This window comes from Curtobacterium sp. BRB10 (assembly GCF_031844325.1).
In the GTDB taxonomy this organism is placed as follows: domain Bacteria; phylum Actinomycetota; class Actinomycetes; order Actinomycetales; family Microbacteriaceae; genus Curtobacterium; species Curtobacterium poinsettiae_A.
Genome location: NZ_JAUZVA010000005.1, coordinates 105334 through 120721 on the forward strand (window position 1 = coordinate 105334; position 15388 = coordinate 120721).

The 15388-nt window shown below is 72.4% G+C and carries 13 protein-coding genes; 8 read left to right on the forward strand and 5 right to left on the reverse strand.

The window, feature by feature from the left end:
* Positions 1-53 precede the first annotated feature (53 nt).
* Positions 54-1250: a glycoside hydrolase family 1 protein gene (locus tag Q9R26_RS12005; protein ID WP_396136829.1), complete on the forward strand. Its 1197-nt coding sequence runs from the start codon at positions 54-56 to the stop codon at positions 1248-1250.
* Positions 1251-1358: 108 nt separating this feature from the next.
* Here Q9R26_RS12005 and Q9R26_RS12010 read toward each other — a convergent pair whose 3' ends face one another.
* Complete coding sequence (locus Q9R26_RS12010; RefSeq protein WP_311227397.1) at positions 1359-2546, reverse strand: ankyrin repeat domain-containing protein; 1188 nt, start codon at positions 2544-2546, stop codon at positions 1359-1361.
* Between the two features lie 144 nt (positions 2547-2690).
* On the opposite strand from Q9R26_RS12010, the gene Q9R26_RS12015 reads away from it, so the two are divergent.
* From Q9R26_RS12015 to Q9R26_RS12045, 7 genes are all read left to right on the forward strand, one after another.
* Positions 2691-3311: an acyltransferase gene (locus tag Q9R26_RS12015; RefSeq protein WP_311227398.1), complete on the forward strand. Its 621-nt coding sequence runs from the start codon at positions 2691-2693 to the stop codon at positions 3309-3311.
* Positions 3308-4405, forward strand: coding sequence for a DegT/DnrJ/EryC1/StrS family aminotransferase (locus Q9R26_RS12020; RefSeq protein WP_311227399.1), 1098 nt, complete (start codon positions 3308-3310; stop codon positions 4403-4405). Before Q9R26_RS12015 ends, Q9R26_RS12020 begins: the two co-directional genes overlap by 4 nt.
* A complete protein-coding gene (locus Q9R26_RS12025) occupies positions 4402-5418 on the forward strand; it encodes a Gfo/Idh/MocA family oxidoreductase (protein WP_311227400.1) in 1017 nt (338 codons plus the stop codon). Before Q9R26_RS12020 ends, Q9R26_RS12025 begins: the two co-directional genes overlap by 4 nt.
* Positions 5415-6722, forward strand: coding sequence for a nucleotide sugar dehydrogenase (locus Q9R26_RS12030; RefSeq protein WP_311227401.1), 1308 nt, complete (start codon positions 5415-5417; stop codon positions 6720-6722). Before Q9R26_RS12025 ends, Q9R26_RS12030 begins: the two co-directional genes overlap by 4 nt.
* 4 nt (positions 6723-6726) lie before the next feature.
* Positions 6727-7989 carry an oligosaccharide flippase family protein gene (locus Q9R26_RS12035; protein ID WP_311227402.1) on the forward strand — a complete coding sequence of 421 codons (1263 nt, stop codon included), beginning with the start codon at positions 6727-6729 and terminating at the stop codon, positions 7987-7989.
* A gap of 72 nt (positions 7990-8061) precedes the next feature.
* Positions 8062-9240, forward strand: coding sequence for a glycosyltransferase (locus Q9R26_RS12040; RefSeq protein ID WP_311227403.1), 1179 nt, complete (start codon positions 8062-8064; stop codon positions 9238-9240).
* Entirely contained in the window at positions 9237-10646 is a 1410-nt protein-coding gene (locus tag Q9R26_RS12045) for a right-handed parallel beta-helix repeat-containing protein (RefSeq protein ID WP_311227404.1), read from the forward strand. The genes Q9R26_RS12040 and Q9R26_RS12045 overlap by 4 nt, the downstream gene beginning before the upstream one ends.
* Here Q9R26_RS12045 and Q9R26_RS12050 read toward each other — a convergent pair.
* The 4 genes from Q9R26_RS12050 to Q9R26_RS12065 are packed head-to-tail and all read right to left on the reverse strand — an operon-like array spanning position 10544 to position 15376.
* Positions 10544-12238, reverse strand: a complete 1695-nt coding sequence (locus tag Q9R26_RS12050; RefSeq protein ID WP_311227405.1) for an O-antigen polymerase — start codon at positions 12236-12238, stop codon at positions 10544-10546. The genes Q9R26_RS12045 and Q9R26_RS12050 overlap by 103 nt on opposite strands.
* Positions 12235-13377: a glycosyltransferase gene (locus Q9R26_RS12055; protein ID WP_311227406.1), complete on the reverse strand. Its 1143-nt coding sequence runs from the start codon at positions 13375-13377 to the stop codon at positions 12235-12237. Before Q9R26_RS12055 ends, Q9R26_RS12050 begins: the two co-directional genes overlap by 4 nt.
* Before the next feature lie 47 nt (positions 13378-13424).
* Positions 13425-14738, reverse strand: coding sequence for a glycosyltransferase family 4 protein (locus Q9R26_RS12060; RefSeq protein WP_311227407.1), 1314 nt, complete (start codon positions 14736-14738; stop codon positions 13425-13427).
* A complete protein-coding gene (locus Q9R26_RS12065) occupies positions 14735-15376 on the reverse strand; it encodes a sugar transferase (RefSeq protein WP_311227408.1) in 642 nt (213 codons plus the stop codon). The genes Q9R26_RS12060 and Q9R26_RS12065 overlap by 4 nt, the downstream gene beginning before the upstream one ends.
* Positions 15377-15388 lie beyond the last annotated feature (12 nt).

Here is a 15388-nt window from a genome sequence, read left to right on the forward strand (position 1 = left end):
GAGCCAGCACTGACTCGAACAAGCACTGACTCGAACAAGCACTGAAAGGCACCATCATCTCCACGCTGCAGTTCCCCGACGGCTTCCTCTGGGGTGCCGCCACCGCCGCCCACCAGATCGAGGGCAACAACGTCAACAGCAACTGGTGGGTGCACGAGCACGAGCCGGACACCACCATCGTCGAGCCGTCGGGCGACGCGGCGGACAGCTACCACCGGTACCGCGAGGACATCCGCATCGCGGCCGAGCTCGGCCTGAACTCGTACCGGTTCAGCATCGAGTGGGCCCGCATCGAGCCCGAGCGCGGGTTCGTCAGCCGTGCCGAGGTCGATCACTACCGCCGCATGGTCGACGCCTGCCACGAGTTCGGCATCGAGCCGATCGTCACCCTCATGCACTTCACCGTGCCGCGCTGGTTCGAACGCGACGGCTTCTGGCGGGCACCCGACGCCGCCGACCTGTTCGCCCGCTACACCGAGGCCGCGCTCCCCGTGGTGCAGGACGGTGTCCGCTACGTGTGCACGATCAACGAGCCGAACATCGCGGCGATGCTCGCCGGCGGCGAGGACGCGGCCAACCTGGTGGCCTTCGGCCTGCCGAACCCGGACCTTGGGGTCGCCGACGCCCTGCTTGCCAGCCACAGGCGGTCGCGCGAGGTCCTGTCACAGGTGTCGGGCCTCCGGTCGGGGTGGACCATCGCGACGCAGGCATTCAAGTCGTCCGGCGAGCCCGGGGCGGACGCCATGCTCCGCGAGTACGGGTACCCGCGCGACGACTGGTACCTCGAGCAGGCCGCCGGCGACGACTTCCTGGGGGTGCAGGCCTACACCCGCACGTTCATCGGTCCGGACGGGCCCCTGCCCGTGTCGGACGACGTCGAGACGACCCTGACCGGCTGGGAGTTCTACCCCGAGGCTTCGGCCGACGGGCTCCGCAGCGCCTGGGAGCTGTCCGGCGGCGTCCCGCTGATGATCACCGAGAACGGCATCGCCACCGCCGACGACTCCCGCCGGCAGGCGTACACCCAGGGTGCCCTCGAGGGCATCCACCGCTGCATCGAGGACGGCATCGAGGTCCTGGGCTACCAGCACTGGTCGCTCCTGGACAACTACGAGTGGGCCTCGGGCTTCCGCCCGACGTTCGGGTTGGTCGCGTGGGACCGCGAGACCTTCGAGCGCACGCCGAAGGACTCCGCCCGCTGGTACGGGCGGGTCGCGCGGGCGAACGCCATCGAGCAGGTCACCGTCTAGGACGGTCGACCCCGCAGGCGCGCGGCGGACGGGAGGCCCTGCTCCCGTCCGCCGCGCTTCTGCGCGCCCGGCACATGACCGGGGCACGGGCCGTGGTGCGGGCCGCGGTCAGGCCGCGGCGAGCAGGTCGGCGACGGCCGCCTCGCGGAGCAGCTCCGCGCGGTCCGCGGCGGTCGAGCCCTCGTCGTCGACGGCGTCCCGGTCGACGTCGAGCGACAGCACGACCCGGACCGTGTCGAGGTCGCCGGAGTCGACGGCCGCGATCAGCAGCGTCGCACCCCGTGACCCGCGCGCCCTGGTGTCCGCACCCGCGGTGGCGAGGGCACGCACGATCGCGGCGTGCCCACCCCACGCAGCGCGGACGATCGGGGTGTTGCCGTCGCCGTCACGGGCCTCCAGGTCGGCACCCGCTGCGACCAGCACGTCGACCGCCCGTCGCGCGTCGCGGTCGATCGCCAGCGTCAGCGGCGTCCGCCCCTCGGTGTCCTCCAGCTGCAGGGTCGCGCCGCGGCGCAGGAGTTCCTCGAGCATCTCGGGGTGGTCGAACCACGCGGCGGCGTGCAGCGGGGCGAAGCCCCAGCGGGGGTCGACGTCGTCGACGTCGCTCGCGTCGTCGGCCAGGTGCAGTCCGCCGAGGTCGCCGGAGGCCGCTGCCCGCACCACCTCGGTCGTCCACTCGACCCAGCCGTCCGGTACCGGGCCGTGCCAGCCGCGTGCCGGGCGCGCCTCGAGGCCGGCGTACACGCTCTCGGCGACGCTCCGGATCGCCACCCGGACGCCCCGGAACCGGATCGCGACCTCGCCGACGGGGGAGATCAGCAGGCGGAGCTCCCAGGCGTCGTGCTCGTTCAGGTACTCGAGCTCGCCCCGGGCGACGTGCGCGTCACCGGCGAGCAGTGCTGCGGCGTCGATGCCCGGCGGGTCGATGACGGCCTCCCGGAGTCGGAGCGACACCCTGGCGTGGTTCCAGCGGCGCCACAGGCCGTCCGAGGTGTCGAGGACCTCGTCGTTGCGCACCACGATGTCTGCGTGCACGACGACCGGGTCGGGCACACCGTGCCCCGGCAGGTCGACGGGTGTCGTCACGTCGTCCTCGTCGGCGTCCGGGTCGACGACGGCGTCGGCGGACTCCACGACCCAGCGTTCGACCCGTGAGTCGGTCCACTTGACGGTCAGGAGCGCGGCGACCGTGGGTGGGGCGTCCTCGAGCAACCGGGTCACGTGTTCGCGCTGGCCGTCGAAGTCCTCGAGGGAGACGTAGCCAACGGAGGGCCAGTTCACTCGACTCCATCGCACGGGACGACACTACCGGCGTCCGGCTGCCGGGCGGGGGCGCGAACCCCTGGCACTCATGATCATCACGCTTGATATTTCGTACCGGTATATCGTATGGTGGTCGGGCAGCGGAGGTCCCGCCGCGCCTGATCCGGAAGCGCACCCATGACCCCCAGTCCCACCCTCCCGACGGCGTTCATCGCCCCGGCAGCCGTCGTGTCGCCCTCGGCGGCCGTCGCTCCCGGGGCCCGCATCTGGAACGACTCCCACGTCGAGGCGCACGCGTCCGTCGGCAGTGAGACCCTCGTCGGTCGCGGCGTCACGATCGGAGCCGGGGTCCGCATCGGTGCTCGCTGCAAGGTCCAGAACGGGGCTCTCGTCTACGGACCGGCGGTCGTCGGCGACGGAGTCTTCATCGGACCCGGTGCCGTCCTCACCAACGACAACACTCCGCGGGCGATCAACCCGGACGGCTCCGTGCAGGACGCCGACGACTGGCGGCCCACGGCCGTCGTCGTCGAGCACGGTGCGTCGATCGGGGCCGGGGCGCTCTGCGTCGCCCCCATCCGCATCGGCCGGTGGGCGATGGTCGCGGCCGGCGCCGTCGTCGTCCACGACGTCCCGGACCACGCGCTCGTCGCCGGGGTCCCCGCGCGCCGCATCGGCTGGGTGAGCCGGACCGGCCGACGGCTGGCGCAGGTCGACGACCGCACGCTGGTCTGCACCGAGACCGGTGACCGCTTCCTCCACTCCGAGACCACCGACACGATCGAGGCGATCCGTTGACCACCACACTCGAACTCATCCCCGCGGCGAAGCCCCTCATCGGCCTCGAAGAACGCCGCGCCGTCGATGCCGTCCTCGAAGGGGGTGGTCTCGCGCAGGGCCCCGAGGTCGCCGCCTTCGAGCGCGAGTTCGGCGACGTCCTCGTCGCCGGAGCCTCGGTCACCGCGGTCAACAGCGGCACCGCTGCACTGCACCTGGCGCTCGTCGCGCTCGGCATCGGTCCGGGTGACGAGGTCATCGTGCCGTCGTTCACCTTCGCCGCCACGGCCAATGCCGTCCGACTCGTCGGCGCCGAGCCGGTGTTCGTCGACATCGATCCCCTGACCTACTGCGTCGACCCGGTCGCCGTCCGCGCTGCGGTCACCCCGGCGACCCGGGCGGTCATGCCGGTGCACCTCTACGGACACCCGGCCGACATGACCGCGATCGCGCGCATCGCCGAGGAGCACGACCTGCTCGTGGTCGAGGACGCTGCGCAGGCGCACGGAGCCCGGTGGGCGGGCACGCGCGTCGGCAGTTCGTCCGACGCCGCGGCGTTCAGCCTCTACCCCACCAAGAACATGACCGCCGGCGAAGGGGGCATGGTCTCGACCCGCGACGCCGCGGTCGACCGCATGCTCCGGCTGCTGCGCAATCAGGGCATGGAGCAGCGCTACGCGAACGAGGTCATCGGCTTCAACGCGCGGATGACCGACATCCACGCCGCGATCGGGCGCGTGCAGCTCCGCAAGGTCCTGGGGTGGACCGCGCAGCGGCAGGCGAACGCCGCCTACTTCAGCCGCGAGCTCGACGGCGTGGTGACGCCGACGACCGATCCGCGGGCAGAGCACGTCTTCCACCAGTACGTCGTACGGGTGCCCTCGGACCGCGACGGCTTCGCGGCCGCCCTCCGCTCCGAGTTCGGGATCGGCTCCGGCGTCTACTACCCGACCCCCGTGCACCGGCTCCCGTCGTTCGGGCACGACCTCGACCTGCCCGAGACGGAGCGTGCGGCGTCCGAGGTCCTCGCGCTGCCGGTGTACCCGACCCTCACGCTCTCGCAGCTCGACCGGGTCGTCGAGGCCGTCAACACCCTCGCCGGGGCCGGACGATGAGCGGCGTGCTGCGGGCCGGGGTGATCGGCCTCGGGATGATGGGGCGGCACCACGCCCGGGTCCTCCGGTCGCTCGAGGGGGTCGAACTCGTCGGCGTCGCCGATGCCCTCGGTGACCAGCGCGACGTCGCCCAGGGCGTGCCGGTCGTCCGGTCGGTCGGGGAGCTCATCGCGCTCGGCCTCGACACCGCGGTCGTCGCGGTGCCCACGGCGCACCACGAGACCGTCGGTCTGGAACTCGCCGCGGCGGGGGTGCACGCCCTGATCGAGAAGCCCGTCGCGGTCGACGGTCCGGCTGCGGCGCGCCTCGTGGGCGCGTTCGACCGCGCCGGACTCGTCGGCGCGGTGGGGCACATCGAGCGCTACAACCCGGCGTTGCAGGCACTGCGGCAGCGGCTCGACGCCGGCGAGCTGGGCGACGTCTACCAGATCGTCACGCGTCGACAGGGGCCCTTCCCTGCACGGATCGCGGACGTCGGCGTCGTGAAGGACCTCGCCACGCACGACATCGACTCGACGTCGTGGATCGCCCGGTCACCGTTCGTCCACGTCGGTGCGCTCGCGGGGACCAAGAGCGGGCGCCCCCACGAAGACCTCGTCACCGTCACCGGTCGCCTGGCCGACGGCACGCTGACCTCGCACCTCGTGAACTGGCTCACCCCGTACAAGGAGCGCCTGTTGATCGTCACCGGTGACCGCGGCACGTTCGTCGCCGACACCCTCACCGCCGACCTGACCTTCCACGAGAACGGCACCGTCCAGACCGAGTGGGACCAGGTCGCCGCGTTCCGGGGTGTGTCCGAGGGGGCCAGCACCCGGTTCGCCATCAGCAAGCGCGAGCCGCTCCTGGTCGAGCACGAGGCGTTCCGCGACGCCGTGCTCGGGCGGCCGTCGGACATCGTCACCCTCCGCGACGGCCTCCGGACGGTGCTCGTCGCCGAGGCCGTCCTCGAGTCCTCGCGGATCCAGCAGACCGTGCAGCTCGGTACGGACGCCGAAGGAGCAGCAGCATGAACGTCGTCGTCGTCGGTCTCGGCAAGATCGGGCTCCCGCTCGCCGTCCAGTACGCACGGTCCGGTGCCCGCGTCACGGGTCTCGACGTCGCGAGCGGGGTGGTCGACGCGGTGAACGCCGCGACCGAGCCGTTCCCCGGCGAGCACGGGCTCGCCGACGGCCTGCGTGAGGTCGTCCCCGCGGGGCGGCTCCGTGCGACCACGGACGCCGCGACAGCGATCCCCGGCGCCGACGTCGTCGTGGTCGTCGTGCCCCTCTTCGTGGACGCCGACGGCATCCCCGACTTCGGCTGGATGGACGCAGCCACCGACACGATCGGCGACCACCTGCGACCCGGCACCCTGGTCGCGTACGAGACGACGCTGCCGGTCGGCACGACCCGCGGTCGCTGGGCACCCCGGCTCGAGGCCCGCTCCGGACTCCTCGAGGGGCAGGACTTCCACGTCGTCTTCTCGCCGGAGCGGGTCCTGACCGGCCGGGTGTTCGCCGACCTCCGGCGCTACCCGAAGCTCGTCGGTGGTCTCTCCGACCAGGGCTCGGCGCGCGGCCGGGCGTTCTACGAAGCGGTGCTGCAGTTCGACGAGCGCGACGACCTCGGCCGGCCGAACGGCGTCTGGGACCTCCACACCGCCGAGGCCGCCGAGCTCGCGAAGCTCGCCGAGACCACCTACCGCGACGTCAACATCGCGCTCGCGAACGAGTTCGCCCGGTTCGCCGAACGGCAGTCCATCGACATCGCCGCGGTCATCGACGCGTGCAACTCCCAGTCGTACAGCCACATCCACCGTCCCGGGATCGCGGTCGGCGGTCACTGCATCCCGGTGTACCCGCGGCTGTACCTCTGGAACGACCCGGAAGCCACGGTCGTCCGTGCCGCTCGTGCCAGGAACGCCGCGATGCCGGCCCACGCGGTCGACCTCCTCGGGCGCCTGCACGGGGACCTGCGGGGCCAGCGGGTCGTCGTCCTCGGTGCCGCCTACCGTGGCGGCGTGAAGGAGACCGCGTTCTCCGGGGTCTTCGGCACCGTCGACGCGCTCCGGGCGCACGGCGCAGTGGTGACCGTGTCCGACCCCCTGTACTCCGACGTCGAACTCCGCGGTCTCGGCTTCGAGCCCCACGCCGACGGTGAACCGGTGGACGCGGCGGTCGTGCAGGCCGACCACGCCGAGTACGCGACGTGGGACGAGTCCCGGCTCCCCGGCGTCCGCACGGTCGTCGACGGACGACGGGTCCTCGACGTCGAACGGTGGGCATCCACCACGGTGACCGCGATCGGTGCGCCGCCCGTGGTCCCCGTGGCCTGACGCCGTGCGGTCCTCGCCACGACGGGGGCTCCCGGCGATCGCGACGATCCTCGTCGGCACGGTCCTCGGCCAGGGTCTGGTCGTGGCGATCTCACCGCTGCTGACGCGGCTCTACACCCCGGCGGACTTCGGCACGCTCGCGGTCGTCACAGCGGTCGCGAGCATCCTCGGAGCCGGTGCGACGCTCGGCACCGACCGTGCACTGGTCGTCGCGCACGACCGGGCGACGACCAGCGCGCTGGTCGCACTCGGTCTGTTCTCGACGCTGATCGTCGGCGTCGGCACCGCCGGGGTCGCCTGGGTCCTCCGCGGCGACGCGGCACGGTGGTTCACCGCACCGGCCCTCGAGGACCTGTGGTGGACGGTCCCCGTGACGGTCGTCGCGGTGGGGGCGCAACGGATCGCCTCCGCCGTGCTCGCGCGGCGGCAGCAGCACCGGTCCATCGCCGTGCGCAACGCCTGCCAGGGCATCGGCCAGTCCGTCTGGAACGTGGCGATGGCCGCGGCGGGTCCGGTCGGGTTGGTGGGCGGCCTGGCGGTGGGCCGGATCGCGGCCGTGCTCGGGATGGTCCGGTTCCGGCGAGGCGACGCCGAGCGGACCACCCCTCGGTCGCTCACGGCCGCCGCCCGTCACCACCGGCGGTTCCTCGTCATCACGCCGTGGTCCTCGATGCTGAACGTCGTCGGCCAGCAGGCGCCCGGCTTGCTCATCGCGGCGCTGCACGGCAGCGTCGCCGCAGGCTTCGTCGCCCTCACGATGCGGGTGCTCGGTGCTCCGGTCGGCATGGTCGCCGACGCCACCGCGCAGTACGCCGCCGGGGCGTTCGGACTCCGCATCCGGTCGGGTGATCCGGTGCGCCGGCTCGTCCTGCGGCTCGTCGTGCGTCTCGCCACCGCGGGTGCGGTCGCGGTACTCGTCGTCGTGCTGCTCGGACCCGCCGTGTTCTCGAACGTGTTCGGTGCGGAGTGGGCGGTCTCCGGCACCTACGCGCAGGTCCTCGTCCCGGCGTTCGCGGTCCAGGTCGCCGCATCGCCGGTCACGCAGGTGCTGTCGATGCTGCAGCGGCAGGGTGCGCAGCTGACGTGGGACGCATCGCGTCTCGTGGTGTGCGCCGCCGCGGTGCTCGTGCCCTCCGTGCTCGGGGCCCCGATGCCGGTCGTGCTCGTCGCGCTCGCCTCGGCGATGACCGTCTCCTACGCGGCGGTCCTGCTGCTCGTGGTGCGAGCGACCCGCCAGCACGACGAGATGCTCGGTGTGGTGCCGTGAGCGGACCGGTCCGCTGGAATGCAACATGTAGATAACTCGCGCGGGGACCGGGCCGCCCCGTAGTTTCGCTGCATGGCCCCTCGACCCCGCCCGTTCGACATCGTCCATGTCTCGAGCGCCCACCCGTGGACCGACAACCGAGTGCACCTCCGTGCTGCGGCGAGCGCGGCGCGTGCCGGGTACCGCACGGCGTTGGTCGCCGTCGCTGCCGCCGGTGCCGGCCCTGAAACGGACTGGCACCTCCCCGACCCCGAGACGGGGGTCTACGTCCGACGCATCCCGGCCCGGCATCGCGGGCGACGGGTCCTGGTGTCCTCGGTGCAGGTCATCGGGGCGGCACTCTCGTCACGGGCGCCGATCGTGCACCTGCACGACCCCGAACTGCTCTGGGCGCTCCCGCTCCTGCGGGTGCTGCACCGGACGGTGGTGTACGACGCCCACGAAGACCTGCCGGAGCAGGTGCGGGGCAAGGAGTACCTCGGCCCCGTCGCCCGCCGTGGCAGCACGGTGGCGGCGCACGCCGCAGTGGCCCTGGCACGCCGGTCACGCACCGTGGTGGCCGCGACGCCGACCATCGCACGCCGCTTCCGCGCCGACCGGACCGTCCTGGTCCGGAACGTCCCACGGCTCCGTACCCAGGACACCGACGCCCCGCCAGCCGCTGCTCGTGGTCAGGTGGCCGTCTACCTCGGCTCGATGAGCCGCGACCGGGGGATCGACGTCCTGACCGGGGTCGCGGCGTCACCCGGGCTCCCGGACGGCTGGCGCGTGGTCACCGCCGGTCCGATCGACTCGGCGGTCGACCGCGGTGCGTTCGACGCACTGGTCGACACCGGGCGCATCGACCACCGGGGCGTCCTGGCCCCGCACGCGGCCCGCGACCTGTTGGTGACCGCCCGCGTCGGGCTCCTCCCACTCCTGCCGACACCCGCCTACGCGGCGTCGATCCCCACCAAGCTGTTCGAGTACCTGGCGGCCGGACTGGCGGTCGTCGCGACCGACGTCCCGCTCTGGCGCGAGCTGCTCGACGGCGCCGACTGCGCGACGTGGGTGCCACCGGGTGACCCGGAATCCGTCGTGGCCGCGCTCCGCCGGTACGACAGCGATCCTGAGCTGCTGCGGCGGCACGCCGAAGCCGGCCGCGCCCTGGTGCTCGAACGCTTCCGGTGGGACCACGAAGAGCACGTCCTGCTCGACCTGTACCGGTCGCTGTCCGGCGCTCCGCCGATGCCGGAAGCCGTCGGGCGGTGACGCCGCTCCCGACACCCCGGTCGGTCGTCAGCCGACGGGGTGCGCTGTTCGGCGCGGCCGGAGCGATCCCCGCAGCGCTGCTCGCCACCGGAACCCGGTCGGCCGCCGCGTCCGGACGCTCGACTCCCGCGCCGGCGGACACGGCCCGGATGGTGACCGACGCCGGGGTCGCCCGGTTGCAGGACGCCGTCGCGGCCACCGACGCGGGTGCCGTGCTCGTCGTGACCCGGCACTGGGTGTTGTCCGAGCCGCTGCGGATCGACCGCGCGATGACGATCCGGTTCGTCGGCGGATCGCTCTCCACCACGCGCGACATCGACGTGCTCGTCGTCGGTGCGTCGGACGTCACCATCATCGACGCGGTCCTCCGTGGTTCCGGGTCGGACCACTCCGGGCTCGGTCGGGGGATCCACGTCGTCGGCACCGTCACACGGCCGTTCCACGACGTGCGGATCCTCGGCGCGGACATCCGCGACTTCTCCCACGACGGTGTCCTCCTCGACCACTGCGCCGCGTTCACCGTCGCGGACAGCGTCATCGCCGACGTCGGCTACGCAGGAGTGCTCATGTTCTCGTGCACCGACGGCACGGTGCGCGGCAACCGCATCGCCCGGGTGACCCAGCCTGCGCCCTACCTGAACTCGTACGGCATCGAAGCCGTCCGCGCGACCACCACCGGGCTCCTCGGCGCACCGCGTTCGGCCCGGGTCGTCATCGCGGACAACCACGTCTCCGACGTCCCCGCGTGGGAGGGCATCGACACCCACGGCGGGCAGTCCATCGCGATCCTCCGCAACCTCGTGGAGAACTGCCGGGTGGGGATCGCCGTCGTCCCCTCGAAGGACGAGTCGAACGCCGGCGCCACGAAGTACGCGCCCCTCGACTGCTCGGTCATCGACAACGTCGTCCGCCGGACGACGTCCGGCCCCGGGTCCGGCATCGTCATCCGCGGCGCGGGCGAGACCGTCGGTGACCCCGCCGAACGGGCGAACGGCATCGTCCTCCGCAACACGGTGTCGGGGTACGGGGACGGTGACCGCGACGGGGCCGTCCTCGTCTACCTGACGCGGCATCTGATCGTCGCGCACAACCACTGCCCGGGTGGAGTCCGTCGCGGGCTCTCCCTGTACCACTCGAACGACGGCATCACGCTTGTCGGCAACCGGATCGCGGGGCTGCGGCGACAGGGCACGGCCACATCGGTCGCGATCGACGTCCGCGCCACCGAGAACCGCGGGCACCTGGTGGGGAACCGGTACGAGGGCAGTGTCGAGAGCGGTGCCGTCTACGGGGTGCTGTGCCGTCAGACGGCCAACGACCTGGTGCTCGTGGACAACGACTGGGCCGCGACGACGACCGCGGTCGTGGCGGGTGCCGGCGCGGTGCTCCGGGTCCGCGAGGGCTGAGCTGCCCGACGCCCGGGCACCTTCCGCCGGTCGGTCCGGCCAGCGGTCCGTGCACGTGCTGCAGCATCACGGCGCCCAGTGCCCTGCCCCGGCAGCGCGCGGAGCAGCATCGATGCCGGCCCCTGTGACAGCGCGGGTGCGGGTGCTTCGCCCGCCAGCGCCGAGCGGCGGCCGGCCCGGGATCGTGCTCGCAGCCGGTCGTCGCCCAGGATGGTGGGGCGCCGTCTGGGCGCGGCCCGCTCCCAGCCACTGCGCGGGGCGATCAGCAGGATCAGCGTCCCCATCAGCAGCCCGTGCGAGAGCATCGCCGTGAAGATGGAGGTGTTGGACAGCATGATGCTCGGCATCACCACCGCCATCGCCGCGACCCGCATCGGGAGCCCCCGGCTCGCACCGTCCAGGAACCGAAGCCAGACGAACAGTGCAGCCGCCGCGACGAAGATCCCGATCCAGCCCAGGTTCGCGAACCCGTCGGCGAACAGGTTGGCGTTCGCGTAGCCCACCGACCCGGGCACCAGGTAGTCGGAGATCCGTTTCGGCGGCGGCAGGTCGTACGGGTACTCGATCCAGGGGCTGAGGAACGAGTACCCGTAGCGTGCGATGGGGTTGTCGGAGAAGTAGTCGACGTAGACCGAGGACAGCAGCCCCGGCGTCAGCATGAAGCGACGGGTGAACACCGACGTCCAGGTGATGCCGCCCTGCACCTCGTCGGCGACCGCGGAGACGATCATGATCGCGAGGGGCGCAGTGAGGAAGGCGAGCGACCGCGCCGGTTTCGTACCCCGGAACAGCACGGCCATGCCGAGGACGGCGATGAACGAGAACAGGACCGCCTTGAACCCGGTGCTCGAGTACAGCAGGAACTGCCCGGCGAGGGCGAGGACCACCATGGACGGGCGCCGACGGAAGATGCCCCGCGCGAGGACCAGCGGGTTGATCACGTACGCCTGACCGGTCAGCAGGTACCCGAGGGCGCCGCCGGTCCCGACGTCTGCCGAGTAGTCGGCACGCACCTCGTAGATGTCGTCGAGCGCCAGGAAACGAATGTGGATGCCGACCGTCCCCGCCATCAGGCCGTACGTGACGAGGGAGTAGAGGCCGCACACCAGCCATGTGAGCGTGCCACGGTCGATCCGTCGCGCACTGATGACCAGCACGTCGTCCGCCCGCTCGACCCGGGTTGCCGGAGCAGTCGCGCCGCTCGGAGTGGCGAGGCTGACCAGTGCGAAGGCCGTCCCGACCGCGGCACTCAGCGCGATCGCCGTGGCGGTGGACACGTACCCGGTCGAGATGCTCATGATCATCGTCGGGCTGACGCACACGACGAAGATCGTCCAGAGCACGACGTGCGACGGGCGGACGAGCACCCGGGGGAGCGTGAGGGCCACCCCGGTCGTCAGCACGACGACGACGAGCAGTGCCTGCCAGGTTGCGGGGACGTAGCCGTACCCCAGGTACGAGAAGATCGGCGCGACGAGGTTCGCCGAGATCCAGTTCATCGTGAGGCCGAGGAGTCCGACCGCGATGAACACGCCGATCACCCGTCCCACCGGACGGGCGAGCTCGCCGCGGTCGATCGTCGCCCGCGTCACGGGGTTGCCGTCGGCGTCGGTCGTGCTGCGCGGACGCCGGGCAGGAGGTCGTCGTACATCGCGACCAGACGCTCGGCCTCCGGCGCCCAGCTGAACCGTGCGGCGGCCCGCCGGGCCTCGGCCCCGTGTCGCTCGAGGAGCGCGGGGTCGTCCGCGTACCGGCGGATCGCCTCCGCGATGGCAGTGGGATCGTCGGCCGGAACGAAGGTCACGCACTCGACACCGCGCAACAGGTGCCGCCACAGAGGCACGTCGGTGGCGATGACCGCGAGTCCGGCCGCGAGGTACTCGAACAGCTTCGTCGGGAAGATCTGGTCGGTGACGGGCGTCCGGCGGAACGGGACCACGCCGATCCGAGCCCGCAGGAGCAGGTCGCGCGCTTCCAGCGGGCCGACGACGCCACCGTGCACAGCCCGGCCGGTGGCCTCGGCGGCACGCAACCGCTCCGTCGACGTCGCCCGGTCGATCGACCCGACCATCCCGATCCGCCATCCCGCCGGGAACGACGGTTCCTCGACGACGGACGCGAGCACGTCGATCCCGCGGTCGTGACTCAGGACCCCGACGTGCGCGACCAGGGCGGGCCGCGCCTCCAGGCCGACCTGGGCGTCGTCCTCTGGACGCGCGAAGGGGAAGTTGTGGATCGCGATCCGGCGCGGCGCCGGGAACCGGCGTCCGGTCCACTCGGTGGCGGTGACCACCCGGTTCGCGGTCCCGGCCACGCGGAGCAGCCCGTGCGAGAGCAACGCGAACACGGCACGCTGCCGGTGGGTCAGGTAGTCCTTGCCCCAGACCTGGTCGGGCAGGTCCTCGTGCGCGTCGTAGACGACGGTGCGACCGGCCAGCCGGAGCACCGGGATGGTCCAGATGAGCTCGGGATCGTGCAGGTGCACCACGCGGGCGCGCGACCGCAGCGCGAGGGTGAGCGCCTGCGTCGTCGACACGACCATGCGCCGGACCCGGGAACGCCGGGGGATCCGGACCACCTCGACGGACGTGGGAGGCGCGTCGAGGTCGGATTCGACCGCGATGAGCCGGACGCGGTAGCCGGCGTCGGCGGCGGCCCTGGCTTCCCGCAGGTGGACGCGGTTGTCGACCCAGGGGTGGGCGCTGGAGACGTGGACGATGTCGGGGAGCATGCTCGGGGTTCCTCGGACGGGACAGGACAGGACGGGGGAGGGGAGGGTCAGGCGGCGACGGTGTCGTCGAGGACGCCGGCCAGGACGCCGGCCAGCCGGCGGTAGTCGTGCTCGCGGACGACGTGGTCGCGGCCGCGGGCACCCATGGCCTCGCGTTCGGCGGCGGGCATCGTCGCGAGCGCGAGGATGCCCTCGGCGATCGCCTCGGGGTCGTCCGGCCGGACGTGCAGGCCGCTGGCCGAGGCGGCCACGGGTTCGAGCGTGACGGGTGCTCCGACGAGCAACGGGCGGCCGAGCAGCATGTACTCGTACTGCTTGTTCATCGAGACGCCGTGTCGGTAGAGCGGGAGGTCGTGCATGTTGACGACCAGGCAGTCCGCCCGGCGTCCGATGCGGCGGGCATCGTCCTGCGGCACCCGTCCGTCCCAGATCACGTCGGCGCCGGCCGGGAGGCGCGACGCGCGTTCCCGGAGCGCGCTGACGTCCGATCCGTCCCCGACCATGCGGAGCACCAGACGTGGGCCGCCGCGCGCGGCGGCCCGGCGGGCGGCGAGGTCGAAGCCGTCGAGGACGGCTTCGAGCGCGTTCGCCGGCCCCATCGAGCCGATGTAGGTGACCGTGAAGCGGTCGTCATCGGGCGCGGGCGCGGGCGCGGGTGCGGAGTCGGGTTCGTCGGCGGGCTCTTCGGGTGTGTCGGGTTCGTCGGGTGCGTCGGCTTGGTCGGCTCGCTCGTCGAGCGCGACACCGTTCGGGACCCAGGTGAAGGGCGTGGGCTGACCGCGGTCGGCGTAGTACCGGCCGACGCCCTCGAGCGGGGAGACGATGTGCGCTGCCCGACGGACGACGGTCCGTTCCAGCCGTCGGAGCAGCCGGACCACCGTGTGCCGTTCGGTCATGCCCGCCAGCCCGAGGGCTGACTCCGGCCAGAGGTCGCGCGGTTCGAAGACGAACGGCACGTCCATCCGTCGTGCGAGCACCGAGGCGCCCCACGCGGCCAGGGGATGGAAGGATCCACCGATCACGACGTCCGGTCGGGGGAGCCCTCGGAGTGAAGCAGGTCGGAGCAGCAGCGCGGTGAACAAGCCGATGTCGGCGATGCGACGGACCGCTCGGCGGGCTCCAGCGCCACGGTGGTCGACTCCGCGGAGCCAGCAGAACTCGTACCCGTCGCCCGTCCAGCGCTCGCGCAGCGTCGTCCCGTGCAGGTGGGAGCGGCCGGAGGGGTGGTCCGTGCCGGCGGCGATGACCACCGTGCGCCAACCGTGCTCGGTCAGACCCGCGGCGAGGTGCTGGTGTCGGGTCGCGCGGCCGTCCCGCTCGCGGTGGTGCGCGTAGTGGTTGACGATCCAGACGGTCCTCACCGGGAACGACCCGTCATCGCAGCGGTGCCCTCGAAGACGTCGGAGCTGACGTGACCCGGCGCGGCAATCCCTTCGCGGCGGAGCACGATGACGACCGTGCGGAGCAGGATGCGCAGATCCAGGCCGAGCGTCACCGTGTCGACGTACTCGACGTCGGACCGCAGTCGCTCGGGCCACGGGAGCGCGTTGCGGCCGCGCACCTGGGCGAGACCGGTCAGACCGGGCAGGACGTCGTGTCGGCGTGACTCCTCGGCGGTGTACAGCTCGAGGTAGCGGCAGAGGGTCGGGCGGGGGCCGACGAAGCTCATGTCGCCCCGCAGGATGTTCCAGAGGCTGGGGAGCTCGTCGAGGCTCGTCGACCGCAGGAAGGAACCGAACGGCGTGAGCCGGTCGCTGTCGCTGACGAGCCCCGCCACGGGGTCCGGCTCGAGCATCGTCCGGAACTTCAGGATGGTGAACGTCTTGCCGTGCAGCCCGGGGCGGGGCTGCCGGAACAGCACCGGACGACCGAGCCGAGCCGCGACCAGGACGGCGACGACGGCGAGCACCGGAGCGAGTGCGAGGAGCGCGAGCGAAGCGCCGATGATGTCGGAGAAGCGCTTCGCACGGAGGGTGCGTCTGCGGCTTGGGGATCGCATGGGTCGGGTCCT